We start from the raw sequence: 24,849 nt of genomic DNA, 5'->3' as shown, positions 1-24,849 counted from the left end.
GCACACGCGGGGTCAGTCGTCCGACCAGGTGGTGAGCAGGTCCGTCACGGCGGTCGCGGCCTCGTCGGCGTCGCGGCCGTCGCCTCGGGCGTCGGGGGACAGCTCCAGGTGGACGAAGGTCGCGTGCTGCCGCTGGGCCGCCCGGCCCTGGACGTTCGTGGTGCCCTCCAGCGGGCAGCGCGCCGACCAGCCCCGGCAGACCCGCAGCCCCTCCGACTCCATCCGGTCGGCCAGGGCGGAGACCTCGCCGGGGGCGCTCTCGGCCGCGCCGGTGGACAGGACGGCGTCGTAGCGGTCCGTGGTGGACTCGGCGAAGCCGTGCAGCTGGATGCCGGGCACCCCGCGTTTCTGCAGCTCCAGGACGATGCCGTGGAAGGCGCTGTCCTCGCGGTGGGCGACGTCGGCCGCGCCCCCGCTCCCGGCCCGCCGGTGCGCGCCGGCCACCACCAGGGCGCCGCCCGGGGTCTTCTCCAGCAGGCGTACGCCGAGGTCCTCCGTGTACTGGTCGGACACGGGATGCGGCACCTGGGCGCTCCAGCGGACGCCGGAGTCCGCGGTCAGGTACAGCCGGCCCCAACGGGCGCTCTTGCCCCGGCCGTTGGCCGCGACCTCGTCGTAACGGCGGCCGGACTCCATGTCGGTGAGCCGGGTGACGCCGAGTCCGACCGGTGCGAGCAGGTGCTCCGCCTCCCGGGCGTCCCCCTCCAGCAGGCTGCCGACGCCCTTGGCCAGCTGCGTGAGTTGTTCGTCCGAGGGAGGTGCGTACGGGCCGTCGGGGTCCAGATCCTCCGTGTAGGACAGCACGCGGCTGCGCAGGTCGACCAGCTCCCGGGCCGTCGGCTGGGTGTCCTCGGTGGCGGGATCCACCGATGCCTGGCACCCGGCCAGAACAAGAATGGCACCGATTAGGCCGATAACGCACACAAAGTGTGACTGTCTTGTGATCGAAGAGGCAGAACTAGTTGTGATGTTCATGTGAACATGTGTCGGTGACATTCCGTAAGTCTCTCCGTATCGGTTGCCCCCTGGCGACCCTGGTCGTCACCGCCTCGCTGGCGACGGCGTGCGGTGCCGAGTCCGTGGAGCCGCAGGCGAAGCCGGGCGGCCGCGCGTTCACCGTGGCGGCCGCGGGGGACATCCTCATCCACCCCGAGCTGGTGGAACAGGCGGCCAAGGACGCCGAGGAGACCGGCAAGGGCGTGGAGGGGCTCGACTTCGGGCCGCTGCTCGCCGGGGTGAAGCCGGTCGTCGGCAAGGCCGACCTGGCGATCTGTCACATGGAGACGCCCGTCGGAAAGCCCAAGGGGCCCTTCCAGGGGTACCCGGAGTTCCTGGTGCCGCCGCAGGTCCTGACGGCGCTCAAGGACGTCGGCTACGACACCTGCTCCACCGCCTCCAACCATACCTTCGACCACGGCATGACGGGCGTACGGAACACGCTCGACGCCATGGACGAGGCCGGCCTCGGACACACCGGCTCGGCGCGTACGCCCGAGGAGGCCAAGAAGACCAACATCCGGGACGTCAACGGAGTCAAGGTCGCGCACCTGTCGTACTCCTGGGAGTCCTTCGTCCACCCGACGCCCAAGGACAAGGACTGGGTGCTCAACAGCACCGACTGGTCGGCGATCAAGAAGGCCGAGACCAGGGCCCGGAAGCAGGGGGCCGAGGTGGTCGTCCTGTCCGTCCACTGGGGCGCCGAGTACTACAACGAACCGAGCACCTCCCAGATCCGGCTGGCGCAGTGGATCAGCGAGGAGACCGGGATCGACCTGGTCATCGGCCACCACGCCCACGTGGTCCAGCCGATCCAGAAGGTCAACGGCACCTGGGTCGCCTACAGCCTCGGCAACCAGGTCGCCCGGCACTCCACCCCGAGCGGGATCACCGAGGAGGGGGCCATCGGCTGGTTCGAGTTCCGGGAGACGGCGGACGGCTGGGACGTCACCGCGCGCTACCGGACCACGCTGGTGGACATCCCGCCCGAGGTCCAGCCCGGCGAGGAACTCCCCGACGGCGTCGTCGGGGACCACCGGGTGAGGGACGTGCAGTCGGTGCTGGACGAGCCCGGCGACCTCTCCGAGGACGGGCTCGCCCGCTACCGGCTCGCGGCCGACCGCACTCGCGGCTTCCTCTACAACCGGGGTGCGCCGGGAGGCGACGGACTGGAGCCGCTCTCCCTGGGGGAGTGACGAGCCTCCCCGGGGCTCTCGGGGCTCTCGGGGCTCTCTGGGCTCTCTGGGCTCTCTGGGCTCTCTGGGCTCTCTGGGCTCTCTGCGGGAAGAGCGAGCGGCGAGATTGCCGCTCGGTTTCCGCTTCTGAGCGCGAGTACAACCTTTTCTTTAATTATCAGTCTTTTGTATGACGGCGTCGCACGACCGCTGCGGCGGTACGTCCAGCGCGCGCTGGACATCCCTGTTGCGACCAAGGAAGAAGACCGGTGACATCGAGTCGTGCCGCGCAGCCCGGCCGGAAAGGGCGTCGGCGCAGCCGCAGACGTGCGGACATGCCGCTCCTGGGCGGCATCCGTCCCCCGATCGCGGTGCTGTGTCTGCTGATCGTCGCTCTCGCCGGTCTCACGGCGAAGGTGCTGGGCCCCGGCGAGGACGCCGTGGTGCCCAAGGCGGTGCTCTCCTCGCAGCAGCACTTCGCGGAGGACGGCGCCATCGCGCTGCGCGCCTCGATCGACGAACGGGTCACGGACCTGCAGCGCACCGCCGCCGCCCTGAACGAGGGGCCGCGCGTCGAGCCCGAGCGGATCCTGTCCGACCTCGGGAAGACCTACCAGAAGTGGACCGGCACCACGGTCCTCGACCTCGAGAGCGGTGACGTCCTCGCCGCACGTGGCGAAAGGATTCCTCTCGCCTGGCTCGACAAGGACGTCCTCACCGGAGAGCACGCGCTGACCCCTCGTATGGTCCGGCTGGAGACCGGTGACGTCCGGCTGATGACGATGGCGGTCCTCGACTGGGAGGACGGGCCGCAGCACCTGCTGGTCGCCTCCAACAGTCTGTCCGTGCCCGCCATCACCATGGGCCCCTTCCGCACCATGGCGGTCGCGGCCCGCGACGGAGAAGTCCTGGCCACGGCCGGGTTCGAGGAGTCCGAGGCGCTCAACTCGGACACCCAGCGCAAGGAACTGGCCTTCCTCCAGAAGCAGATCTCCCGTCTGTCCGACCAGGCCGCCGAACGCACCGAGGTCCATCCCGTCACCGCCCGGGAGCCGGGCTCCCGGGGCTATCCCGGCGTCAGCGGGACACTGCTGGGCGACGACTACAACGGGCGGATCACCACGGCCGGTTACGCCTCCCTCGCCTCCTCCGACCCGGAGGAGAAGGACAGCGTCGCCGCCGGCCTCGGGCTCACGGTGGTGGCCATGCTGCCCGTGGTCCAGCAGCAGGGCGCGGCCGAGACGGGCCGGGAACTGGGCGGTCTCGTCGCGGCCGGGGCGCTGGTCGTGCTCGGTCTGCTGGCCGCGGCGGTGCTGTGGGCGGCCGTGCAGCGCCCCCTGCTCCGGCTGTTCCTGGAGTCCCGCCGGCTCGCCCGCGGCGACCTGACCCGCCCCGTCGCGGTGCCCCGCTGGGGCGAGGCCGCCCGGATCGGCGCCGCACTGGAACGCCTGCGGGCGCAACTCGACGGCACCGGGGACGCGGAGGGCCAGGGACCGGGCACCAAGGGCCGCGGGGTCCGCCTCGGCGTGCGCGTGCCGCTCGCCCTGACCGCCGTCCTGCTGCTGCTGTGGTGTGTGCCGGTCGGCCTGCTGCTGAACCGCACCGACGGCTCGGTCAGCGTGCCCGCCACCATCGTCAACGACCAGCGCGACCGCACCGACCTGATCGCCGACCGGGTCCGGCGCGCGCTCAACGAGGCCCAGGCGGACCTCGTCTCCACCTCCGGGCTGATCGACGCCGACGACCCGGACACGGCCGGAACCCTGCTGGCGGACACCCTGAAGGAGCACACCCGCTACCAGGCCCTGTACGTCGTGGGCTCCGACGGAGAGGTCGTCGCCCGCGCCGGGGGAGACCCGCACGAGTGGAGCGACGACGGGGACCTGCCGCTGGTCCGCGTCTCGGGCAGAGGTGACAAGAAGCCGGTGATCCAGGCCGGTGCGCCCGTGCCGGAGCACAAGGGCACCACCCTGGTCGGCGAGGTGCGGGTGGAGTTCCTCAACTCGCTGCTGAAGCGGCCCGGCCTCGGCGAGGTCAAGGTCGTGAACGCCGACGCACGGACCGTCGCCGCCAGCGACGGCTTCCTGGCCTTCGAGAAGCTGTCCGGCACGCTGACCGACCTGGTCCGCGCCGGCAACGTACGGGTGGGCGCCGGACCGGTCGAGAACGGCCTGCTGATCCGCGAGGGCGGCAACGTCGAGGTGGCCGCGGCGGCGCCCTTCTCCGGCGGCGGCATCGCCTCCGACCTCGGCTGGACCGTCGTCAGCAGCCAGAACGCCGACCACTTCGAGATCGCCGCCTACGAGCGCGAGGACCGCGGCGTCCTCGCCGGGATGCTCGGCCTCGCCGCGATCGTCGTCTGCCTGGGCTGGATCCACCTGGTCGTCGCACGGCCGCTGCGGGCCCTGGCGACCAGCGCCGAGAAGCTCGCCGGCGGCGACCTCAAGACCGTGCACTACCCCCGCTACCAGGACGAGGTCGGGGCCGTCGTCCGCAGCCTCGAACTGCTCCGCCAGCAGTTGCAGGCCCGCGGCCGGCACCAGACACGCCGGCCCGCCGAGTCCCGGCCCGGCGCCGGAGGAAGGTGACCCGTGCTCTACCTGTACTTCGTCCTGCTGGCAGGCAGCCTGTTCCTGCTCGCCGCCGGCATCCTGGAACAGCGCCGCCACTACGCGGCACTGCACTCCATCCCCTCCCGCGTGCTCGTCAACGGCATCCGCGGCAAGTCCTCGATCACCCGGCTGTGCGCCGGCGCGCTGCGCGGCGGAGACCTGGTCACGGTGGCCAAGACGACCGGCACGGCCGCGCGCTTCATCCATCCCGACGCCACCGAGGAGCCGGTCTACCGCAAGTTCGGCATCGCCAACGTCGTCGAGCAGATCGGCATCGTGCGCCGGGCCGCCACCTACCGCCCCGACGCGCTGGTCATCGAGTGCATGGCGGTCATGCCCGCCCTCCAGGAGGTCAACCAGAGCAAGCTGATCCGCTCCACGATCGGCGTGCTGTGCAACGTCCGCGAGGACCACCTCGCCGAGATGGGACCCACCCTGGACGACGTGGCCCGCTCGCTGTGCCGTTCGATGCCGGAGAACGGCATCTGCGTCACGGCCGAGCAGGAGCGCTTCCACATCCTCCAGGAGGAGGCGGACGCCCGTAACTGCAAGCTGGTCTACGCCGACCCGGAGATGGTCACCGACGACGAGCTGCGCGGCTTCAGCTGGTTCACCTTCAAGGAGAACGTCGCGATCGCCCTGGTCGTCGCGGAACTGCTGGGCGTGGAGCGGCAGGTCGCCCTCCAGGGCATGTACGACGCCCCGCCGGACCCGGGCGTGCTCTCCGTGGAGCGCTACGTGGCGCCCGACGACAAGCGGCTCGCCTTCGCCAACGTCTTCGCGGCCAACGACCCCGAGTCGACGCTGATGAACATCAACCAGCTGCTCGACCTCGGCGCCGTCCGCCGCCCGCTCAACGTCGTGATCAACTGCCGGCCGGACCGCGTCGAGCGCAACGGGCAGATGGGCGAGATCATCCCCGACCTGCGGCCGGACAACGTCTTCGTCATCGGGCACCCCGCCAAGAGCGCCATCGACGCGATCCCCGACCCGTGGCGCGAGCGGGCGGTGGACCTGGGCGGTGAGCGACGCTCGGCGGACGAGTTCATGCCGGCGCTGCTCGGCCGGATGTCCGACGGGTCCTCCCTCGTCGCCATCGGCAACATCCACGGCCAGGGCGAGGAACTCCTGGAGTACCTGGCCGAGCTCCCGGCGGACGACGGCGACGGCGACACCGGTGCCGCCGCGCCGAGCCCGGCCGCCGCGGCCCCGGTCCAGGCACCGCGCCTGGACCCGTACGCCTCGTACCCGACCGCGTACGAGGAGCGCTACCAGGCCTCGCAGACCCAGGAGATCCCGGTCCTCCGCGTCCCGGCCCAGCCGACGGGACCGTACGGAGCGGGCCCGCGGTACGGCGAGCGGTACGACGAGCAGCCGTACGGGCAGCGGCACGACGCGCGGTACGACGCGCAGTACGACGAGCAGTACGACGAGTACGAGGAACAGCCGTACCGGCAGCAGCAGTACGACGAGCAGCCGTACGAGGAGCAGTACGAGGAGCAGCCGCGCGAGGAGCAGTACGACGAGCAGTACGAGCAGCAGTCGTACGACGACCGGCACCACCGCGCCCAGCCGCGGTACGGGCCGTACGCCACCCCCGACCGGCAGGCCTGGCCGCCGCACGACGCGACGCATGACGCAGCGCACGACGAAGCGCGTGACGCAGCGCACGACGATCCCCACGGCGGGACCTCCCGCCCACCCGCCCGGAGACCCCGTTGACCACCGCCGCACTCACACCCGAGATGGCCGCCCTCGGCATCGCCATAGGCCTGTTCTTCTCACTGCTGTGCTACCTCACCACCAACCTCTCGCCCGGCGGCATGATCACCCCGGGCTGGATCGCGCTGACCCTCATCGAGGACCTCCAGCGCGCGGCCATGATGGTGGGCGTCACGGCGTTGACCTACGCGGGCACCAAGATCATGCAGCGGCTGGTGATCCTCTACGGCAAGCGGCTCTTCGCCGCGGTGGTGCTCCTCGGCGTGCTGCTCCAGGCCACGGTGATGATCGTGCTCTCGATCGAGTTCCCGCTGCTGTACGGCAACCAGACCCTCGGGTTCATCGTGCCCGGCCTGGTCGCCTACCAGATGGTGCGCCAGCCCAAGGGCGCCACCCTGCTGGCCACCGGCACGGTCTCGCTCATGGCCTACATCGTCGTCGCGGCCGGGCTGCTGCTCGGCATCATGCCCACCGTCTGAGAACGAGAACGAGGAGGAGCAAACCATGGCAGCGAAAGCCAAGAAGAAGTCCCGCCCGGTCGTCTCGGGCCTGGTGGTGCTGGCGCTCGTCGGAACCTCCGGATACCTCACCCTGGAACTGCGCAAGCAGGAGGACACGGGGGTCACGGAGGTCCGCAACGTCGGTGTCCTGGACGGGTCCCGCGGCTCCGGCGGCGACAAGGCGGAGACCAAGGGCGAGGAGAAGTGGTCCCGGCTGGAGAACCCGGCGCGCTCGGTGCTGCGCGACGCGGACGGCCGGATCAAGGCCGTGCTCACCGACGGGGCGCGCACCGCGACGCTGACCGGACCGGCCCGCACCTTCGAGGAGCCGGCCTCGACCTCCTCCAAGGTCTCCACCACCGACTGGGTCCGGCTGATGCCCGAGCCCTGGAAGAAGGGCGCCGAGAAGGAGAAGTGGTTCAAGGAGTGGTACGCCGAGTACGAGGACAGCAAGGAGGACGACCTGTTCGCCTTCGCCTTCCAGTACGTGGCGGGCGCCCCGCAGAAGAAGGACGAGCAGGGTCTCGTCTACGCCGGTGACGCGAACTTCGGCCCGCTGAACACCACCGGCGCCGAGGGCGGCGACCTGCGCCTGGAGCAGTCCGACTTCTACGACTACCTCGGCACCCCGTACCCGTTCCGCGACGGCGCCACGGGCACCCCCGAGGCGATGCGCGCCAAGTCCCTGGACTGCTCCGGCTTCATGCGCATGGTGCTCGGCTACCGCGCCCGCTACCCGCTGATGTCCACCGACAAGTCCGGCGACGGCCTGCCGCGGACCGCCAACGGCATGGCCCGCTCCAAGGAGGGCGCGGACGTGCTCCCGCTGACCGGCATCACGCCGGACGACCGGCCGTCCGGCATCGACCAGCTCCAGCCCGGCGACCTCGTCTTCTTCAAGCTCGACACCCGCACCCAGGACCGGCTGGACCACGTGGGCATGGTGCTCGGCTACGACACCGAGGGCCACCTGATCTTCATCTCCAGCCGGGAGGAGGTCAACGGCCCGACCATCGGCGATGTGGGCGGTGTCTCCCGGCTGGACGGCAACGGGTACTACGCCAAGACGCTGCGCAGCGCCAAGCGGCTCTGACCACCGGGGTCGGCGGCGGCGGGGCTCAGCCCTGCGCGGCCGCCGATGCCTGGGCCTCGCCGCGCCGGCGGATCTGCTGGAAGGAGAACTCGGCGAGGTCGTCGCCGGCCCGGAAGACCTCCGTGGACTTCTCCGTGACGTCCTTGCCGCCCGGGAAGCCCGCGACGGTGAAGTAGGCGTAGCGGCCGTAGGAGTTGGTGGTGGAGCGGCACACGGCGCCGGTGCAGAAGGACTTGACGCCGCCGCCGGACAGGGAGCGCACGATGCTCTTCTTGTCGGCGTCCTTCTTCGCCTTCGCGGCCTGCGCCTCTTCGTCGAAGACGGCGACGCCGACCGTCACCGCGGTGTCGCCCTGGGTGTACGTGACGCGGATCAGACGCGTGCACTCGTTGGTGTCCAGGACCTTCGGCAGGGTGCCCTGGGCGGCGGAGCCGCAGGTGCGGGTGTCGGCCGTCGGGCCCTTCTTGTAGACCGTCTCGCCCATCGTCAGCTGCGTGCCGGGGAAGAGCTGGTCGGGGCCGAGGGGGGCCTTGTCCTTCTTGGCGCTGGAGACGAAGTCCTTCGGGTCCAGCGGCGGCGGCGCGCTGGTCGGGGCGAAGGACGGGTTCGTCGCCGACGCGCTGGGTATGTCCGCCGCCGAGGGAAGCTGCGAGGAGGGGCCGTCGGACGCCTGGTCGGAGCCGCCCGCCGAGACGACGGCCACGGCCACGGCGCCGGCTATCGCCACGGTGGCCAGCGCTCCGCCGCCGACGAACAGCAGCCGGCGTCGCTTGGTGCGGGCCTCGGAGGCCTCGGCGAGGGCCGCCCAGTCCGGGGTGCTGCCGCTCTCACCACTGTTCCAGGGCTGCGGCTGCTGCTGCGGCTGTGGTTGCTGCGATTGCGGTTTCCAGGGATCCCACTGCGACTGAGGTCCCCCCTGCCCAAAGCTCATGGGGCGCATCTTAGACGGGCCGAGTGGCGTGCTGGTGCGCCAGTTGGGGGCTCGGAGGGCCTAGCGTGCCGGGCATGCGGACGGGCAAAAGCGACATCTCGGGGTGGTTGGTGCGACCGGCCGGCGGGCACCTGTGGGCGGTGCTCGCGGTGGTCCTCGCGGCCTGTGCCGGGCATGCGGCACGGGCGGCCCCGGACGGCGGGATGGACAACGCGATCGTCGTGCGGGCCGCCCGTACCTGGCTGGACGGCGGCTCCCCGTACGACGACCCGCACTTCCTCTACCTCCCGAGCGCGGTCCTGGCCGCCGTGCCGCAGGCGCTGCTGCCCGCCCCGGTGCTGCGGGTGCTCGTGCCGTGCGCGGTGACGGTCCTGCTCGCGCTCGCCTGGGTCTGCGCGCTGCGCCTGCACCGCGTGCCGCTCGGCAGCCGGCTCGCGGTGCTCGGGCTGACCGGGCCGGCGCTGGGCTTCGCACCCTTCGGGCACCTGGTGCGCCTCGGCAACTGGACGGTGACGGCCGCGGTGGCGCTCCCGCTGTGCCTGCTGCTGGCGAGCCGGGGGCGCTGGACGGCGGCGGGCGTGGTGATCGGCGCGGCCGTGGCACTCAAGCCGCTGCTGGCGCCGGTCGTCCTGCTCTTCCTCTTCGCCGGGCGGTGGCGGGCCCTGGGGGCGGCCGTCCTGGTGCCCGCGCTGGCCTCCGGGGCGGCGGCGCTCGCGATGCCCGACCCGGCCGGGTTCTTCACCCGCACCCTGCCCTTCCTGCTCCACGGCGACGACGGCTTCGTACGGCTCTACGAGGCGTCGCCGGCCGCCGTACTGCCCCGGCTCGGCGTGCCGGCGCCGCTCGCGCAGGGGCTTGCGGTGGCCGCGGCCTGCGCCGGGGTGTGCTGCGCGTACCGGCGCTGGCGCCGCGCGGATCCCGGGCCGCTGCGGCTCGCGGAGACCGGCGCGGGCCTGATGCTCTCGGCGTTCCTGGTCTCCCGGCCGTCCTACGACCACTACCTGCTGGTCGCCCTGCCGCTGCTGCTCGCCGGGCTGCCGTACGCCGGGTCGGTCGCCCGCGGGGCGTGGTTCTGGATCGCCCTGGTGCCCCAGGTGCCGGGGGCGGGCTGGCCCTGGCTGGAGTCGGAGCGGCGGCGGGCCTTCCGGGACGCGTTCACACTGTGCGTGCTGGCGGTTGCGGTGGCCCGGCAGGCCCTGTCCACGGGCGCGGAGCCCGGTGACCGGGTGCCGCCGGGACGGGCCCCGGAGCCCGAGCGGGCCCCCGCGACCCCGTTTTGACCGGGCCACCGGGGCCCGGGTATTCTGCACAGCTGTATGTGTATTGGCTTGCTCATTCTCACGTGAGGGGCCCTTACACCGGTCCACCGGGACCGATGACCAGCGACCTGCACGCGGTATGCGTCACCGCGGTGCGGTCAGGGCTGTCGTGATCGTCTTCGGTGACCATGTCAGGACCACTCACTGAAGAAGCGAAGGCTACGAACCGTGCGTACGTACAGCCCCAAGCCCGGCGATGTGACGCGCCAGTGGCACGTCATCGACGCTCAGGACGTCGTCCTGGGTCGTCTCGCCACCACCGCCGCCACCCTGCTGCGCGGCAAGCACAAGCCGATCTACGCCCCGCACGTCGACGCTGGTGACTTCGTCATCATCATCAACGCCGACAAGGTGCACCTCTCCGGCAACAAGCGCACCCAGAAGATGGCGTACCGCCACTCCGGCTACCCCGGTGGTCTGCGCTCCGTCCGCTACGACGAGCTGCTGGACAAGAACCCGGAGAAGGCAGTGGAGAAGGCCGTCAAGGGCATGCTCCCCAAGAACTCCCTGGGCCGTCAGATGCTCTCGAAGCTGAAGGTCTACAAGGGTGACCAGCACCCGCACGGCGCGCAGCAGCCGCAGCCGTTCGAGATCACCCAGGTCGCGCAGTAAGTCCGGCCACCCCCTAAGACTGAAGAGAATCTGAGGAGCATCGTGGCCGAGACCACTGCCGAGCAGCCGCTCGAAGAGATCGACATCGACAGCTACACCACCGAGTCCGAGGTGCCCGTCGAGGGCGAGTACACCTCGGAGTCGCTGGCCTCCGCGTTTGGCGAGCCCCAGCCGGCCGCCGGCCTGGGCCGCCGCAAGAACGCCATCGCCCGTGTCCGGATCGTTCCGGGCACCGGCAAGTGGAAGATCAACGGCCGCACCCTCGAGGACTACTTCCCGAACAAGGTGCACCAGCAGGAAGTCAACGAGCCCTTCAAGGTGCTCGAGCTGGACGACCGTTACGACGTCGTCGCCCGCATCGCCGGTGGCGGTGTCTCCGGCCAGGCCGGCGCGCTCCGTCTCGGTGTCGCCCGCGCCCTGAACGAGGCCGACGTCGACAACAACCGCGGCCCGCTCAAGAAGGCCGGCTTCCTGACCCGCGACGACCGCGCGGTCGAGCGGAAGAAGGCCGGTCTGAAGAAGGCCCGCAAGGCTCCGCAGTACAGCAAGCGCTAAGTCGCGCCCGCTGTACTCCGAACGCCCCGGCGGCACGCCACTGTGCTGCCGGGGCGTTCGTTTATCCCCACCATGGGGCGTATAACGGCACAAGACGTTCAGACGTTGAGGTGTTGAGACGTTGAGGGGCTCAGATGCTGAGGTGCTCAGACGTCGAGATGTTGAGAAGCTGAGACGTTGGGATGTTTTGGTGTCAATAAGCTCAAAGGCTTGTGTGATCGGATGACCGGGCGGGTGGGTTACGACGCGAGGCCGTGACCTCGGAGCCGACTGCGCGGGCCGCACCGGCAGCCGCTTCCGGAATTGACGTTTCCTCAGGAGGACAAGTGGGACGACTCTTCGGCACGGACGGCGTGCGCGGCGTCGCCAACGCGGACCTGACGGCGGAGCTGGCACTCGGCCTCTCCGTCGCCGCGGCGCACGTACTGGCCGAGGCGGGCACCTTCGCCGGTCACCGGGCGACCGCGGTGGTGGGCCGGGATCCGCGCGCCTCCGGGGAGTTCCTGGAGGCCGCCGTGGTCGCGGGCCTGGCCAGCGCCGGCGTGGACGTGCTGCGCGTCGGCGTCCTGCCGACGCCCGCCGTGGCCCACCTCACCGGTGCGCTCGGCGCGGACCTCGGCGTGATGCTGTCCGCCAGCCACAACGCCATGCCCGACAACGGCATCAAGTTCTTCGCCCGCGGCGGCCACAAGCTCGCCGACGAGCTGGAGGACCGCATCGAGTCCGTCTACGCCGAACACCGCACCGGCGCCCCCTGGGACCGCCCGACCGGCGCCGGCGTCGGCCGGGTCCGCGACTACGACCCGGGGCTCGACCAGTACGTCGCCCACCTCGTCGGAGTCCTCCCGAACCGTCTCGACGGGCTGAAGATCGTGCTCGACGAGGCGCACGGCGCGGCCTCCCGCGTCTCGCCGGAGGCGTTCGCCCGGGCCGGCGCCGAGCTGGTGACCATCGGCGCGGTGCCCGACGGCCTCAACATCAACGAGGGCTGCGGCTCCACCCACCTCGACCTGCTCAAGGCCGCCGTCGTCGAGCACGGCGCCGACCTCGGCATCGCCCACGACGGCGACGCCGACCGCTGCCTGGCGGTCGACCACACCGGCGCGGAGGTCGACGGCGACCAGATCCTCGCCGTACTCGCCCTCGCGATGCGGGAGCGGGAGGCGCTGCGCGAGGACACCGTCGTGGCGACCGTCATGTCCAACCTGGGCTTCAAGCTCGCCATGGAGCGCGAGGGCATCCGGTTCGTGCAGACCGCGGTCGGCGACCGGTACGTCCTGGAGGAGATGAAGGACAAGGGCTTCGCCCTCGGCGGCGAGCAGTCCGGCCACGTCATCATCCTCGACCACGCCACCACCGGCGACGGCACGCTGACCGGTCTGATGCTGGCGGCACGGGTCGCGCAGAGCGGCCGTACGCTGCGTGACCTCGCGTCCGTCATGGAGCGGCTGCCGCAGGTGCTGATCAATGTGCCGGACGTGGACAAGTCGCGGGTCACCACCTCCGCCGAGCTGGCTGCCGCGGTGTCCGAGTCCGAGCGTGAGCTGGGCAGCACCGGGCGGGTGCTGCTGCGGCCCTCGGGGACGGAGCCGCTGGTGCGGGTGATGGTGGAGGCGGCGGACATCGAGCAGGCCCGGTCGGTGGCGGGGCGGCTGGCCGATGCGGTGAAGTCGGCGCTGGGGTAGGTTCCCGCGCCGCGCGCCGGGTTCGGGCGGGGGTGCTGTGTGTCGCGGGCCGCGGGGGCTTGTCGTGGCTTGTCGTGGCTCGTCGTGGTCTGTCGCGGCGGGGCCGGGGGTACGGACAGGGCCCCGCGCCCCTAGCCGGGCCGGCCGGGTTTGCTCATCCGGCCGCGCTGCGTCGCCCACAGGCCCTTCTGGGCCAGCAGGGTCAGGGTGCCGGCCAGGACGATGCCCGCCAGGTTCAGCAGGAGCTGTTCGCTGGAGCCCACCGTCTGCTTCGTGTCGCCGAAGCTCAGCGCCACGGCCGCGTTCGCGGCGGCCGGGACCGTGGTCACCGAGATCGCGACGCCCACCAGGGCGCCGGACTTCGCCGAGGTCAGCGAGAGCGTGCCCGCGATGCCGGCGAGGACCGCCACCACGAACGAGAAGGCGTCCGGCGCGTAGACGAAGCCGGTGTTGGGCCGCTCGCCCTCCAGCTTGGCCTCGCTGAACTGGCCGAACTCGGCCATCACCCAGCTGAAGCCGACCGTCACCGCCATCGCCACCGCGAACCCGGCCAGCAGGGCGGTCAGGGAGCGCAGGGCGAGGCGCGGGGCCCGCTGGACGATCGCCGTGCAGATCCCGGCCAGCGGGCCGAACTCCGGGCCGACCGCCATCGCGCCCACGATCAGGACCGCGTTGTCGAGGACCACACCGCACGCCGCGATCATCGTGGCCAGCGTGATGAAGGCGACGTAGGTGACGGAGAGCGTCGACTCCTCGTGCGTCGCCTCCTCCAACTGCTCCCACAGCACCGCGTCGGCGGCCTCGCCCGGCGCGTCCCGTTCCGCCTGGTCGGCGCGCTCGGACAGGGACAGGTCGATGTTCTCGGCGGTGATGGCCCCGCAGCTGTCGAGGCCCAGCCGGCGCAGGCCGTTGATGAGTTCGTCACCGGCCTCGCGGGCCACGTCGCACATGACGACGTCGCCCTCGGGATCGCGGGCGGCGCCCGGCAGGACGACGAGGTGGGTGGTGCCGACCGTGCGGCCGATCAGGTGGACCACCTCGTCGGTGCGGTCGGCCGGGGCGATCACGCGCAGTTGCAGCATCCGGTATTTCTACCGTCGTCGGCGGCTCTCGTCACAGCTTGCGCAGGCTGAGCCGCTGCACCTTGTGGTCCGGGCCCTTGCGCAGCACCAGGGTGGCCCGGCCCCGGGTGGGCGCCACGTTCTCCACCAGGTTGGGCCTGTTGATGGTCCGCCAGGTGGTGCGGGCGTAGTCGAGGGCCTCCTCCTCGGACACCTGGGTGTACTTGCGGAAGTACGAGGACGGGTTCTGGAAGGCGGTCGCGCGCAGCTTGCGGAAGCGGCTCAGGTACCAGCTCTCGATGTCCTCGGTGCGCGCGTCGACGTACACGCTGAAGTCGAAGTAGTCGGCGAGACCGACCCTGGTGCGGCCGTCCTTGCCGGGCAGTGCGGGCTGGAGCACGTTGAGGCCCTCGACGATCAGGATGTCGGGGCGGCGCACGACGAGCCGCTCGTCCGGGACGATGTCGTAGATGAGGTGGGAGTAGACCGGCGCGGTCACCTCCGCCTTGCCCGCCTTGATGTCGGCGACGAAGCGGGTCAGGGCCCGGCGGTCGTACGACTCGGGGAATCCTTTCCGCGACATCAGACCGCGCGCCTCCAGCTCCTTCGTCGGCAGCAGGAAGCCGTCGGTCGTGACCAGCTCCACGCGCGGGTGCTCGGGCCAGCGGGAGAGCAGCGCCTGGAGCAGGCGGGCGACGGTGGACTTGCCGACCGCGACCGAGCCGGCGACCCCTATGACGAAGGGGGTGCCGGACTGGGAGCCCTGTTCGCCGAGGAAGGTGTTCAGGGCGCCGCGCAGGCCGTCGGTGGCGCCGACGTAGAGGTTGAGGAGCCGGGAGAGCGGGAGGTAGATGTCCCGCACCTCGTCGAGGTCGATGACGTCGCCGAGGCCGCGCAGCTTCTCGACCTCCTCGGCGCTCAGCGGCAGCGGCGTCTTGTCGCGCAGCGCGCTCCACTCGGGGCGGGTGAGGTCGACGTAGGGAGTCGCCTCCGGCCGTTGCCGGTGGGCGCTCCGGGGCATCGAGGGGACCGGAGAGATCACAGTCCATTGTTAACGGAGTTCGAACGGGGCGGCAGGTGGGGTGTGTCACGCCTGCCGGAGCGAGGGGCCGAGGTGGTCACGGAGATGTCACGGCCGGGTACCGGACGGCCGGTTGTCGATCGTCTGTGTGATTCCGATGTGTACGGTGCACAAGATCGCGCGGAGCCCGCTCCCGGGCCCGACGCATCTCGACGAACCGCATAAACCTCGATCAACTGAACCTCGATCAATCAACCTCGATCAACCTCGATCAATCCCGACGAAAGAGTGCCCACGTGAGCTCGACCGCTGTCCGCCGTACCGCCATCGCGGCCTCCGCCGCCGCCCTGGCCCTGCTCGCCACCGCCTGCGGCGGGTCGTCCGACGACGAGACCAAGGCCGGTGACGACAAACCTTCGGCGGCTCAGTCGGCGTCCACGGGCGAGTCCGGCCGGTCCGGGTCCGCGTCCGCGGGCAAGGCGCTGAGCGCCGCCGAGCTGGAGAAGATCGCCCTCGCCCAGGCCGACGTCAAGAGCGGCGAGGTCGCCACCAAGATCCCGGCGGAGGAGGACGTCGCGAAGGACCAGATCTCGACGAGCGACGAGGCGTGCAGGCCGCTCGTGCACGTCCAGGGCGCGGTGGCCCAGGGCGAGCCGGCGGCGGACGTGAAGCGTTCCTGGCAGGGGCAGACGGAGGCGCCCTCCGAGAGCAAGGGCCCGCACGGGCAGGACATGACCACGATCGACGTGAACCAGGTCATGCTGAACGTCGCCTCCTACGAGGGTGACGGCGCCGAGCAGGCGCTGAAGAAGCTGAACGCGGCCGCCGAGAAGTGCGCGGGCGGCTTCGACGCCGGTGTGGGCAGCGACAAGATGCGGGTCGCCGAGGTCACCAAGACGGCCGCTCCCGAGGGCGGCGACGAGGGCTTCGCGGCCAGCGTCGGCGTGGCCACCGGCAAGGACGCCAACGGCCTCATGAAGCTCGTCGTGGTCCGCAAGGGCTCCACCCTCGCCTCCTTCGGCATCGTCAACCTCTCCTCCGTGATGACCGGCGAGGACTTCGACGTGCCCTCGGACGTCATCGACGCCCAGGTCGCCAAGCTCGGCTGACCGCCGGGGCCCGTCCGCGGGCAGGGTGTGCGGATGCGCGGACAGGGTGTCCGGAGTTCGTACCCCGGTGGTAATTTCCGATTTCGGGCAGGAAAGCTCCGCTTCATGCCCGCTTTCCGCCCGATCTTGCTCGTAGGCTGCCGCCTATGTGCGGAATCGTGGGATACGTAGGGTCTCAGTCGGCGCTCGATGTCGTGATGGCCGGACTGAAGCGGCTCGAATACCGGGGCTACGACTCGGCGGGTGTCGCCGTGCCGGCGGACGGCGGCCTCGCCACCGCCAAGCGCGCCGGCAAGCTCGTCAACCTCGACAAGGAACTGTCCGAACACCCGCTGCCGGCCGCCGCGACCGGCATCGGCCACACCCGCTGGGCCACGCACGGCGGGCCCACCGACGCCAACGCCCACCCCCACCTCGACAACGCGGGCCGGGTGGCCGTCGTCCACAACGGCATCATCGAGAACTTCGCCCCGCTGCGGGCCGAGCTGGCGGAACGCGGCCACGGTCTCGCCTCCGAGACCGACACCGAGGTCGTGGCCCACCTGCTCGCCGAGGAGTTCTCCGGCTGCGCCGACCTCGCCGAGGCGATGCGGCTGGTGTGCCGGCGCCTCGAGGGCGCGTTCACGCTGGTCGCCGTGCACGCGGACGCGCCGGACGTGGTGGTGGGCGCGCGCCGCAACTCGCCGCTGGTGGTGGGCGTGGGGGAGGGGGAGTACTTCCTCGCCTCCGACGTGGCGGCCTTCATCGCCCACACCCGGGACGCCCTCGAGCTGGGCCAGGACCAGGTCGTGGAGCTGAACCGGGAGGGCGTGACCGTCACCGGCTTCGACGGCACCCCGGCCGACGTGCGCTCCTACCACGTCGACTGGGACGCCTCGGCCGCCGAGAAGGCCGGCTACGCCTCCTTCATGCTCAAGGAGATCGCCGAACAGCCGAAGGCCGTCGCGGACACCCTCCTCGGCCGCATCGACGCCTCCGGCGCCCTGAGCCTGGACGAGGTGCGCATCCCCGCCGGGGTCCTCCGCGAGGTCGCCAAGGTCGTCGTCGTCGCGTGCGGCACCGCCTACCACGCCGGGCTGATCGCCAAGTACGCCATCGAGCACTGGACGCGGGTCCCCTGCGAGGTGGAGCTGGCCAGCGAGTTCCGCTACCGCGACCCGATCCTCGACCAGCAGACCCTGGTCGTCGCGATCTCTCAGTCCGGCGAGACCATGGACACCCTCATGGCCCTGCGCCACGCCCGCGAGCAGGGCGCCAGGGTCCTCGCCATCTGCAACACCAACGGCTCGACGATCCCCCGCGAGTCCGACGCCGTGCTCTACACCCACGCGGGTCCCGAGGTCGCCGTCGCCTCCACCAAGGCCTTCCTCACCCAACTGGTGGCCTGCTACCTGGTCGCCCTCTACCTCGGCCAGGTGCGGGGCACCAAGTACGGCGACGAGATCCGCGACGTCGTCCGCGACCTGTCCGGCATCTCCGGCGCCGTCGAGCAGGTCCTCGGGACCATGGAGCCGGTACGGGAACTGGCCCGTTCCCTCGCCCACAAGGACACGGTGCTCTTCCTCGGTCGGCACGTCGGCCACCCCGTCGCCCTCGAAGGCGCCCTCAAGCTCAAGGAGTTGGCGTACATGCACGCCGAGGGCTTCGCGGCGGGCGAGCTGAAGCACGGGCCGATCGCACTCATCGAGGAGGACCTGCCGGTCGTGGTCGTGGTCCCGTCCCCGCGCGGCCGCTCCGTCCTGCACGACAAGATCGTGTCCAACATCCAGGAGATCCGCGCCCGGGGCGCCCGCACCGTCGTCATCGCCGAGGAGGGCGACGAGGCGGTCACCCCGTACGCCGACCACCTCGTCCGCGTCCCGGCCACCCCGACCCTGCTCCAGCCCCTGGTGGCCACGGTGCCCCTCCAGGTCTTCGCCTGCGAACTGGCGACGGCCCGGGGCAACGAGGTCGATCAGCCCCGCAACCTGGCGAAGTCGGTGACGGTGGAGTGAGCGGGCTGCAGGGCGTCGAGGAAGGTGGTGAAGGCGGCGGGCGGGAAGGTGAGGGTCGCCGTCGCCGGGGTCTTGGAATCGCGGACGAAGGTGTGCGTGGGGGACTGGGCTATCTCCACGCAGGAATTGCCGTCGCCGGGACCCGAGTAGGACGACTTCCGCCAGTTGCCGGGGGTCTCCATGCGCGCCTCACCGCTCCTTCGTCAGTCCGTGGATGAAGTCGCGCGACTGGTCAGTTGACTGCACTAGCTCAGGCCACGGCTCGACTGCGTGACCTTGGTTCAAGAGCATGCGGGGGTGCATAAAGCTCCTTTGATTCATCGAGATCTGATTGACGGCCGGATACGGCTGCCCCGGATGGGGGCGGTGGTGGACGGCGAGTCGCCCTCGCGCATCGACTTCTACTCATCGGAGAAGGCTTCTCCACCGACACCGACGCCTTCTGGACGAGTGGGCGCTCTCTCATGCGCGCGCCTCGCGACCTGAGGTGTGCTTCCTGTCGACGGCCAGTGGCGACGCTCCTGCCCACGTCGATCAGTTCTTCACTGCGGTCCGGCCGCGCGACTGTGAGCCCAGTGTCCTGCCGCTGTTCCGCAGGGAACTCGATGCGTACGCTCAAGGAGATGCGCGCGGCGGTGGAGGACGGACCCCGCGCGGCGAGCAGACGCAGCACCGGTGCGACACCCCGTGATCAGGACCGCATGCGGGGCGAGGGCGTCCTGTCTCCGGATTTCCCGGCCTCAGGGCTGGTAGGCCCCTGTGTCGAGGCGTCGAGATGACTGCGGATCTGTGCGATGACGACAGACACGAGCTGGTCGAACTGCGTGTCCGCGGTAGGGACGGGGAGCGCGGCGGCTTGGCGCAGGGCAGGGATGTCGAGATCGGCGTGGGCAGCCAGCCAGGTGTCGGGGACGAGCGTGCCGCGGTCCGTCGTGGCGTGCGCGGCGGGGCGGTCGACCACGAGCGCGAAGGAGAATACGAGCAGGGAGAGGTGACGGTGCACATCCAGGGCGACCGGAAGGCCGACGCCGATGCCGTGCAGGAGTTGGAGGAAGCGGTCGAGGTTGAGCAGACGGTTGGGGTGGACGGAGGCGGGCGGTGCGTCCTCGTCGAGGGAGACCAGCAGGGTGCGCGGCCAGCGCCGGTACAGCTCGCGCAGGCAGTGCGCGTAACCGGCGACGGAATCTTCCCAGGCCGCAGGGTGCAGGGGAGGGGGGTTCCAGGAGTCGAGCATGAGCCCCAGGGCGAGGTCGACGACGTCCTGGCGGTCCTCGACGTAGTTGTACAGAGCCCGCACGGTCACGCCGAGTTCGGCGGCCAGGGCGCGCATGGTGACGGAACGGAACCCTTCCACGCCGGCCATCTCCAGCGCCTTCGCGGCGATGGTCTCCCGGGTGAGGACGGGGCGGCCCTTGCGGGTCGTGGGGCGGCGGCGGGAGGCGGCAGGCATGACGTCATCGTACGGGCCCCCGCTTAAACTTCACGCACGTTGACTTTTAGTGTCGGGAGCCCGCAGGCTGGCGGCACCGCCCGCTCACACCTGGAGGTCGTCTTCCGCATGGCAGCTAAGAAACCCCGTCGTCTCCCTCCACTGAGCGGGGTCCTCGTGCTGGTGATGGCCTCCACGGGGCTGGTCGTCGTCGACCTCACGATTGTGGCCCTTGGACTCCCGCTGATCAGCGCCGACGTCGCGGGCGGGAAGTCGGCGGAGTCGGTGGTGGTGACCTACATGGTCGCGATGGGGGCCCTCACCCAGGTCGCCGGAAGCCTCTCCGACCGCTGGGGACGGCGGCCCCTGTTCCTGGCCGGAATCGCCGTGTTCACCCTGGCCTCCCTCGCCGCGACGCTGGCGCAGGACCTGTGGTGGCTGAACGCCGCGCGGGTACTCCAGGGGTGCGGAGCCGCAGTGATCATGGTGAACGGCATCCCGCTCATCTCGGACCGCTACACCGGCGAGGAGCGCAACCTCGCCATCGGCGCCTGGGGCTCGTTCGCGACCGCGGCCGGAGTCCTCGCCCCGACCCTCGGCGGAGTACTGATCGACGCCTTCGGATGGCGTGCCGTCTTCGCGGTCAACCTCCCGCTCGGCGCAGCGGCCTGGGTACTGGCCGCCCGCGTGCTACAACCCACCGCCTCCACACCCTCCCCAACCGGGCGACCGGACTGGACCGGAAGCCTGCTGCTCATGCTCGGCCTCGGCACGGCGACCCTGCTCATGCTCCGCCCCGGCGACACACCATGGGCAAGCCAGGACACCGCCGTACTGCTCACAGCCTGCCTGGCACTGGCTGCCTTCCTAGTCCTCCAACTCCGCGTGCCGATGCCGACACTGGAGTTACGGATGTTCACCCGGCCCGCGTTCTGCGGCGCGATGCTGGCCGTCCTCCTCTCCCGCGTCCTGACCATCGGCGGCTCGGTCTACCTGGTGCTGTACCTGTCGGACGGCCTGGGCCTGAGCCCCACCGCGGCGGGACTGCTCATGACGCCGATCTTCCTCGCGCAGATCGCCACCGGCATGGTCGGCTCCAAGCTGCTCAGTCACTGGGCCCCCGGCCTGGTGATCGGCTCCGGATACCTGCTCAAGGGCATCGGCTTTGCAGCCCTGGCCCTGCTGGCCACACCCAGCACACCATGGTGGGCGCTGCTCGGGCCGCTGCTGGCCTGGGGGGCCGGTGGAGGAATCGCCGGCGCCCCCGTGATGGCCGTGGCGGTCCAGTTCACCGAACCCGAGCGGGTCGGCATGGTCGCCGGGACCGTCTCCACTCTCGCCTCCCTCGGCGCCGGCGTCGGCACCGCGGCACTGGGCGCAATCTTCGCCCTTCACGGCGGCATGGGTTCAGACAGTCAGGCAGTCGCCGACGGCACCCGGGCCGTCCTCACCGTCTCCGCCGCGCTCGCGTCCGTCGCCGTGTTCATTACGCTCGTCCTCATCCATCCGCGCCGCGTCCCTCGCCCCGACCCGAGCCAGGCGCCAGCCCGATGACCAGGAATTTCGCTCCGGGGCGAGCCGTCGGAGGGGGAGTCGCCCTTCCTCCTCGCCGTCGAGGCCCAGACCCGCAAGGCGCCGGACAAGGGCGTCAACTGGGCTTACTACGTTGCCTACTTGCGGGCGAAGTTCGACCTGCCGGTGCTGCTCGTGGCCGTATGCCGCAGCAGGACCACGGCGCGCTGGGCCGCAGGTCCCTTCGAGTGCCGGGTCGGGCCCTGGTCGAGCCAGATCACCCGCCCGTTCGTACTCGGCCCGGACACCGTTCCGGAGATCACCGACGAGACGCTGGTGGCGGACCAGCCGGCGCTGGCGACGTTCTCGGCGATCGTGCACAGCGAGAGCCGGGGAATCGACGCCATACTGAATCTGCTGGCCCACGGAATGCGGTCGTTCGACGTGGCCACGGCCAAGTACTGGTCGGAAATGCTGGAAGTGGGCCTGGAGGACACTCCGGCCCGAGACAGGTGGAGGGAGCTGGAGAAGGTGGTTATTTCTTACTTCCCGGGTCGTGGGACGGTCTTCGAGGAGGCGTACTACGACGGGGAGGCCAAGGGGAAGGCCGCGGGCAAGGCTGAGGCCGTCCTGCGCGTCCTGGAGGGGCGCGGCCTCGCAGTCTCCGACGACGCACGCGCCCGCGTCAGTGACTGCACGGACCTGGATCGCCTCGACGACTGGCTCGACCGGGCCGGGACGGTCGAGCGGGCGGAGGAGCTGTTCGAGGGGATGGCAGAGGAGCCGGAGGACGAGCCGCAGGAGAAGTCCGCGGCGGAGTGACTGGGGATGATTGGACACTTTGTCCCGGCGACACGCCGCTCGCGTGGGCTTCTGCGCGGGACAAAGTGTCCAATCGTCCCCTCACCCTCCCGCCCGTACGTCCCGCCAAGCCGCCGGGATCGCCTCCGCCACGTCGTGGGCCCCCGCCGGTGCCCCCTTCGCCGCCAGCCGGCCCGCCAGGCCATGCAGGTACGCCGCCGCGCTCCCCGCGTCCCGGGCCGACAGGCCCGTGGCCAGGAGTGAGCCCGCGAGGCCGGATAGGACGTCGCCGCTCCCGGCCGTGGCCAGCCAGGACGTGCCCGTGGCGTTGACGCGGGCCGGGCCCCCCTCCGGCGACGCGACCACCGTCGTCGAGCCCTTCAGCAGCACCGTCGCCCCGTACCGAGCCGCCAGTTCACGGGCCGAGGCCAGGCGGGCTGCCTCGACCTCGTCGCGGCTCGCACCCAGCAGTGCCGCCGCCTCGCCCGCGTGCGGGGTCAGCAGGGTCGGTGCCGTGCGGGAACGGACCGCACCGGCCTCCGCCAGCCGCAGGCCGTCCGCGTCGATCAGTACGGGTACCTCCGCCGCCAGGACCTCCGCCACCGTCGACGCGTCGTCACCGGCGCCCGGACCGACCACCCACGCCTGCACCCGCCCCGCCCGCTTCGGACCCTCGTCCGACACCAGCGTCTCCGGGAAGCGGGCGATCACCGCGTCCCCCGCCGGACCGACGTACCGCACCGCACCGGCCCCGCCCCGCAGCGCACCCGCGACGGCGAGCACGGCCGCGCCCGGATAGCGGGCCGACCCGGCGGCGATGCCGACGACCCCGCGCCGGTACTTGTCGCTCTCCGCCCCCGGCACCGGCAGCAGCCGGGCCACGTCCGCGTGCTGCAACGCCTCCAGCCCGGCCGCCTCGGCGGGCAGCGGCAACCCGATGTCCACGAGCCGCACCGCACCCGCGTACTCCCGCGCCGGATCGATCAGCAGCCCCGGCTTGTGCGCCCCGAACGTCACCGTCAGGTCGGCCCGGACGGCCGAGCCCCGTACCTCGCCGGTGTCCGCGTCGACCCCGCTCGGCAGATCCACGGCGACCACCGCGGCCCGCGAGCGCGCGGCGGCGTCCGCCAGCGGCACCGCCGCCTCCCGCAGCCCGCCCCTGCCGCCGATACCGACGACGCCGTCGAGGACCAGGTCGGCCCGCGCGATCGCCTCCGGCGCCCGCGCCGAGTCACTGTCCACCGTCCGGCCGCCCGCGCGGCGCAGTGCCGCCAGGCCGCCGCCGTGCACCCGGTCCGGGGCCAGCAGCACCGCCGTCACGCCCGCGCCGCGCCGGGCCAGGCGTGCGCCGGCGTACAGCGCGTCGCCGCCGTTGTCGCCGCTGCCGACCAGCAGCACCACCCGGCTGCCGTAGACCCGGCCGGCGACCCTGCCCAGTACCTGGGCGCAGGCGGCGGCCAGTCCGGCCGCGGCCCGTTGCATCAGCGCCCCCTCCGGCAGCCGGGCCATCAGCTCCCGTTCGGCGTTCCTGACCGTCTCCACGCTGTACGCAGTCCGCATGCCGTCGAGTCTTCCCCGTACGCCCGGAACACGCACGGCCCGCCCCAGGCGGACACGCGGGATGGTGGACAGTTGACCCATGAGCGGCGGTGACGACGAGACGGCGCAGGTGATGACCTCGCTGGGGGCCCGCCTGCGCGCCGTCCGGCAGGCCCGCGGGCTCACCCTGGCCCAGCTCGCCGCCGGCACCGGCATCTCGGTGAGCACGCTGTCCCGGCTGGAGTCGGGGCGGCGCGAGCCGGCGCTGCGGCACCTGCTGCCGCTCGCGCGGGCGCACCGGCTGCCGCTGGACGAACTCGTCGGCTCCCGGACCGGCGACCCCCGGGTCCATCCGCGGCCCTTCACGCGGCACGGGCAGACGTGGGTGCCGCTGACCCGGAATCCCCACGACGGGCTGCACGCCTACAAACAGATCCTGCCCGCGCCCGCCACCGCCCGGACCGAGTGGACACCGCGCCCCGAGCAGGGGTCGCACGAGGGGCACGAGTGGCTGTACGTCCTCTCCGGGCGGCTCCTGCTCGCTCTCGGCGAGCACGATCTCGTCCTGACGGCCGGGCAGACGGCGGAGTTCGACACCCGCGTCCCGCACGGCATCGCCAACGCCGGGGACCAGCCCGTCGAGTGGATCGCCCTGTACGGCGCGCAGGGTGAGCGGATGCACATCCGGGTCAGGCCGACGGGGGACTGAACGCCGCTTCCGAGGGCCGCCCCTACCCCTCCGCGATCACCACCGCCGACGCGATCCCCGCGTCGTGGCTCAGCGACACGTGCCAGGACGCCACCCCCAGCTCCGCCGCCCGCTCCGCCACCGTCCCCGTCACCCGCAGCCGCGGCCGCCCGCTGTCCTCGACGTACACCTCGGCGTCCGTCCACAGCAGGCCCGCCGGTGCGCCCAGCGCCTTGGCCAGCGCCTCCTTCGCCGCGAAGCGGGCGGCGAGCGAGGCGACGCCCCGGCGCTCACCGCTCGGCAGCAGCAGTTCGCCGTCGACGAAGAGCCGCCCCGCCAGGGCCGGCGTGCGCTCCAGCGACGCCCCGAACCGCTCGACCTCGGCCACGTCGATCCCGACCCCGATGATGCTCATGCCGGGAACCCTAACCACAGCCACCGCCCTCCGCGGCGCCGAACGACGGTGCCCGGGTGCTCTGAGAGACTGGGGGCACG

The 24,849-nt window shown here is 71.6% G+C and carries 22 protein-coding genes; 14 read left to right on the top strand and 8 right to left on the bottom strand.

All coding sequences use genetic code 11. The features are described from left to right. Positions 1 to 12: 12 nt before the first annotated feature. A complete protein-coding gene (locus tag HZS56_RS06920) occupies positions 13 to 996 on the bottom strand; it encodes a hypothetical protein (RefSeq protein WP_253913843.1) in 984 nt (327 codons plus the stop codon). 38 nt (positions 997 to 1,034) lie between these two features. On the opposite strand from HZS56_RS06920, the gene HZS56_RS06915 reads away from it, so the two are divergent. From HZS56_RS06915 to HZS56_RS06895, 5 genes are all read left to right on the top strand, one after another. Continuing rightward, the gene (locus tag HZS56_RS06915; protein WP_374201097.1) at positions 1,035 to 2,192 is read left to right on the top strand and encodes a CapA family protein; all 1,158 of its coding nucleotides are present in this window, start codon (positions 1,035 to 1,037) and stop codon (positions 2,190 to 2,192) included. A 314-nt stretch (positions 2,193 to 2,506) separates the two neighbouring features. After that, positions 2,507 to 4,759 carry a HAMP domain-containing protein gene (locus HZS56_RS06910; protein ID WP_216719858.1) on the top strand — a complete coding sequence of 751 codons (2,253 nt, stop codon included), beginning with the start codon at positions 2,507 to 2,509 and terminating at the stop codon, positions 4,757 to 4,759. A 3-nt stretch (positions 4,760 to 4,762) separates the two neighbouring features. Next, complete coding sequence (gene pgsB / locus HZS56_RS06905) at positions 4,763 to 6,505, top strand: poly-gamma-glutamate synthase PgsB (RefSeq protein ID WP_308408013.1); 1,743 nt, start codon at positions 4,763 to 4,765, stop codon at positions 6,503 to 6,505. Further along, complete coding sequence (locus tag HZS56_RS06900) at positions 6,502 to 6,984, top strand: poly-gamma-glutamate biosynthesis protein PgsC/CapC (RefSeq protein WP_216719811.1); 483 nt, start codon at positions 6,502 to 6,504, stop codon at positions 6,982 to 6,984. The genes pgsB and HZS56_RS06900 overlap by 4 nt, the downstream gene beginning before the upstream one ends. Before the next feature lie 25 nt (positions 6,985 to 7,009). Next, on the top strand, positions 7,010 to 8,098 hold the full coding sequence (locus tag HZS56_RS06895) for a C40 family peptidase (RefSeq protein ID WP_216719810.1): 1,089 nt from the start codon (positions 7,010 to 7,012) through the stop codon (positions 8,096 to 8,098). A gap of 25 nt (positions 8,099 to 8,123) precedes the next feature. On the opposite strand, the gene HZS56_RS06890 is transcribed toward HZS56_RS06895, so the two are convergent. Next, positions 8,124 to 9,029, bottom strand: coding sequence for a hypothetical protein (locus tag HZS56_RS06890; protein WP_216719809.1), 906 nt, complete (start codon positions 9,027 to 9,029; stop codon positions 8,124 to 8,126). A gap of 74 nt (positions 9,030 to 9,103) precedes the next feature. Between HZS56_RS06890 and HZS56_RS06885 the strand changes: the two genes are divergently transcribed. The 4 genes from HZS56_RS06885 (at position 9,104) to glmM (ending at position 13,200) form a co-directional block, all read left to right on the top strand. After that, the gene (locus HZS56_RS06885; protein WP_216719808.1) at positions 9,104 to 10,309 is read left to right on the top strand and encodes a glycosyltransferase family 87 protein; all 1,206 of its coding nucleotides are present in this window, start codon (positions 9,104 to 9,106) and stop codon (positions 10,307 to 10,309) included. Between the two features lie 207 nt (positions 10,310 to 10,516). Then, entirely contained in the window at positions 10,517 to 10,960 is a 444-nt protein-coding gene (gene rplM, locus HZS56_RS06880; RefSeq protein ID WP_031034795.1) for a 50S ribosomal protein L13, read from the top strand. A 42-nt stretch (positions 10,961 to 11,002) separates the two neighbouring features. Further along, positions 11,003 to 11,515 carry a 30S ribosomal protein S9 gene (gene rpsI, locus HZS56_RS06875; protein ID WP_216719807.1) on the top strand — a complete coding sequence of 171 codons (513 nt, stop codon included), beginning with the start codon at positions 11,003 to 11,005 and terminating at the stop codon, positions 11,513 to 11,515. A 326-nt stretch (positions 11,516 to 11,841) separates the two neighbouring features. Then, positions 11,842 to 13,200, top strand: a complete 1,359-nt coding sequence (gene glmM, locus HZS56_RS06870) for a phosphoglucosamine mutase (protein WP_216719806.1) — start codon at positions 11,842 to 11,844, stop codon at positions 13,198 to 13,200. 131 nt (positions 13,201 to 13,331) lie between these two features. Here glmM and HZS56_RS06865 read toward each other — a convergent pair whose 3' ends face one another. Then, the gene (locus HZS56_RS06865; protein ID WP_216719805.1) at positions 13,332 to 14,282 is read right to left on the bottom strand and encodes a DUF389 domain-containing protein; all 951 of its coding nucleotides are present in this window, start codon (positions 14,280 to 14,282) and stop codon (positions 13,332 to 13,334) included. 31 nt (positions 14,283 to 14,313) lie between these two features. Next, on the bottom strand, positions 14,314 to 15,282 hold the full coding sequence (coaA, locus tag HZS56_RS06860) for a type I pantothenate kinase (protein ID WP_216719804.1): 969 nt from the start codon (positions 15,280 to 15,282) through the stop codon (positions 14,314 to 14,316). Positions 15,283 to 15,578: 296 nt separating this feature from the next. On the opposite strand from coaA, the gene HZS56_RS06855 reads away from it, so the two are divergent. Next, positions 15,579 to 16,391, top strand: coding sequence for a hypothetical protein (locus HZS56_RS06855; protein ID WP_216719803.1), 813 nt, complete (start codon positions 15,579 to 15,581; stop codon positions 16,389 to 16,391). A 146-nt stretch (positions 16,392 to 16,537) separates the two neighbouring features. Then, a complete protein-coding gene (glmS, locus tag HZS56_RS06850) occupies positions 16,538 to 18,385 on the top strand; it encodes a glutamine--fructose-6-phosphate transaminase (isomerizing) (RefSeq protein ID WP_216719802.1) in 1,848 nt (615 codons plus the stop codon). Here the strand turns inward: glmS and HZS56_RS06845 are convergent. After that, on the bottom strand, positions 18,346 to 18,567 hold the full coding sequence (locus tag HZS56_RS06845) for a DUF397 domain-containing protein (protein WP_216719801.1): 222 nt from the start codon (positions 18,565 to 18,567) through the stop codon (positions 18,346 to 18,348). The genes glmS and HZS56_RS06845 overlap by 40 nt on opposite strands. 509 nt (positions 18,568 to 19,076) lie before the next feature. Next, positions 19,077 to 19,835 carry a TetR/AcrR family transcriptional regulator gene (locus HZS56_RS06840; RefSeq protein ID WP_216719800.1) on the bottom strand — a complete coding sequence of 253 codons (759 nt, stop codon included), beginning with the start codon at positions 19,833 to 19,835 and terminating at the stop codon, positions 19,077 to 19,079. Positions 19,836 to 19,943: 108 nt separating this feature from the next. On the opposite strand from HZS56_RS06840, the gene HZS56_RS06835 reads away from it, so the two are divergent. Both HZS56_RS06835 and HZS56_RS06830 read left to right on the top strand, forming a co-directional pair. Further along, positions 19,944 to 21,368, top strand: coding sequence for an MFS transporter (locus HZS56_RS06835; protein WP_216719799.1), 1,425 nt, complete (start codon positions 19,944 to 19,946; stop codon positions 21,366 to 21,368). A gap of 120 nt (positions 21,369 to 21,488) precedes the next feature. Then, positions 21,489 to 22,148 (top strand): hypothetical protein, encoded by a 660-nt coding sequence (locus HZS56_RS06830; RefSeq protein ID WP_216719865.1) that lies wholly within the window; start codon positions 21,489 to 21,491, stop codon positions 22,146 to 22,148. Between the two features lie 81 nt (positions 22,149 to 22,229). On the opposite strand, the gene HZS56_RS06825 is transcribed toward HZS56_RS06830, so the two are convergent. Next, on the bottom strand, positions 22,230 to 23,687 hold the full coding sequence (locus HZS56_RS06825) for an NAD(P)H-hydrate dehydratase (RefSeq protein WP_216719798.1): 1,458 nt from the start codon (positions 23,685 to 23,687) through the stop codon (positions 22,230 to 22,232). Between the two features lie 79 nt (positions 23,688 to 23,766). Between HZS56_RS06825 and HZS56_RS06820 the strand changes: the two genes are divergently transcribed. Continuing rightward, on the top strand, positions 23,767 to 24,375 hold the full coding sequence (locus HZS56_RS06820) for a helix-turn-helix domain-containing protein (protein WP_216719797.1): 609 nt from the start codon (positions 23,767 to 23,769) through the stop codon (positions 24,373 to 24,375). Positions 24,376 to 24,397: 22 nt separating this feature from the next. Here HZS56_RS06820 and HZS56_RS06815 read toward each other — a convergent pair whose 3' ends face one another. Beyond that, complete coding sequence (locus HZS56_RS06815; protein WP_216719796.1) at positions 24,398 to 24,769, bottom strand: holo-ACP synthase; 372 nt, start codon at positions 24,767 to 24,769, stop codon at positions 24,398 to 24,400. Positions 24,770 to 24,849: the final 80 nt, after the last annotated feature.

It is taken from the genome of Streptomyces mayonensis, from assembly GCF_018982965.1.
GTDB lineage: Bacteria > Actinomycetota > Actinomycetes > Streptomycetales > Streptomycetaceae > Streptomyces > Streptomyces mayonensis.
This window is presented reverse-complemented; position numbering and strand designations above follow the sequence as displayed.

Coding starts and splice junctions, on each gene's coding strand:
- HZS56_RS06815 (WP_216719796.1), bottom strand. CDS start 24,769: ATGAGCATCATCGGGGTCGGGATCGACGTGGCCGAGGTCGAGCGGTTC.
- HZS56_RS06840 (WP_216719800.1), bottom strand. CDS start 19,835: ATGCCTGCCGCCTCCCGCCGCCGCCCCACGACCCGCAAGGGCCGCCCC.
- HZS56_RS06910 (WP_216719858.1), top strand. CDS start 2,507: ATGCCGCTCCTGGGCGGCATCCGTCCCCCGATCGCGGTGCTGTGTCTG.
- HZS56_RS06835 (WP_216719799.1), top strand. CDS start 19,944: ATGGCAGCTAAGAAACCCCGTCGTCTCCCTCCACTGAGCGGGGTCCTC.
- HZS56_RS06820 (WP_216719797.1), top strand. CDS start 23,767: ATGAGCGGCGGTGACGACGAGACGGCGCAGGTGATGACCTCGCTGGGG.
- HZS56_RS06845 (WP_216719801.1), bottom strand. CDS start 18,567: ATGGAGACCCCCGGCAACTGGCGGAAGTCGTCCTACTCGGGTCCCGGC.
- HZS56_RS06895 (WP_216719810.1), top strand. CDS start 7,010: ATGGCAGCGAAAGCCAAGAAGAAGTCCCGCCCGGTCGTCTCGGGCCTG.
- coaA (WP_216719804.1), bottom strand. CDS start 15,282: ATGCCCCGGAGCGCCCACCGGCAACGGCCGGAGGCGACTCCCTACGTC.
- glmS (WP_216719802.1), top strand. CDS start 16,538: ATGTGCGGAATCGTGGGATACGTAGGGTCTCAGTCGGCGCTCGATGTC.
- HZS56_RS06890 (WP_216719809.1), bottom strand. CDS start 9,029: ATGAGCTTTGGGCAGGGGGGACCTCAGTCGCAGTGGGATCCCTGGAAA.
- HZS56_RS06920 (WP_253913843.1), bottom strand. CDS start 996: ATGTCACCGACACATGTTCACATGAACATCACAACTAGTTCTGCCTCT.
- HZS56_RS06885 (WP_216719808.1), top strand. CDS start 9,104: ATGCGGACGGGCAAAAGCGACATCTCGGGGTGGTTGGTGCGACCGGCC.
- HZS56_RS06825 (WP_216719798.1), bottom strand. CDS start 23,687: ATGCGGACTGCGTACAGCGTGGAGACGGTCAGGAACGCCGAACGGGAG.
- HZS56_RS06865 (WP_216719805.1), bottom strand. CDS start 14,282: ATGCTGCAACTGCGCGTGATCGCCCCGGCCGACCGCACCGACGAGGTG.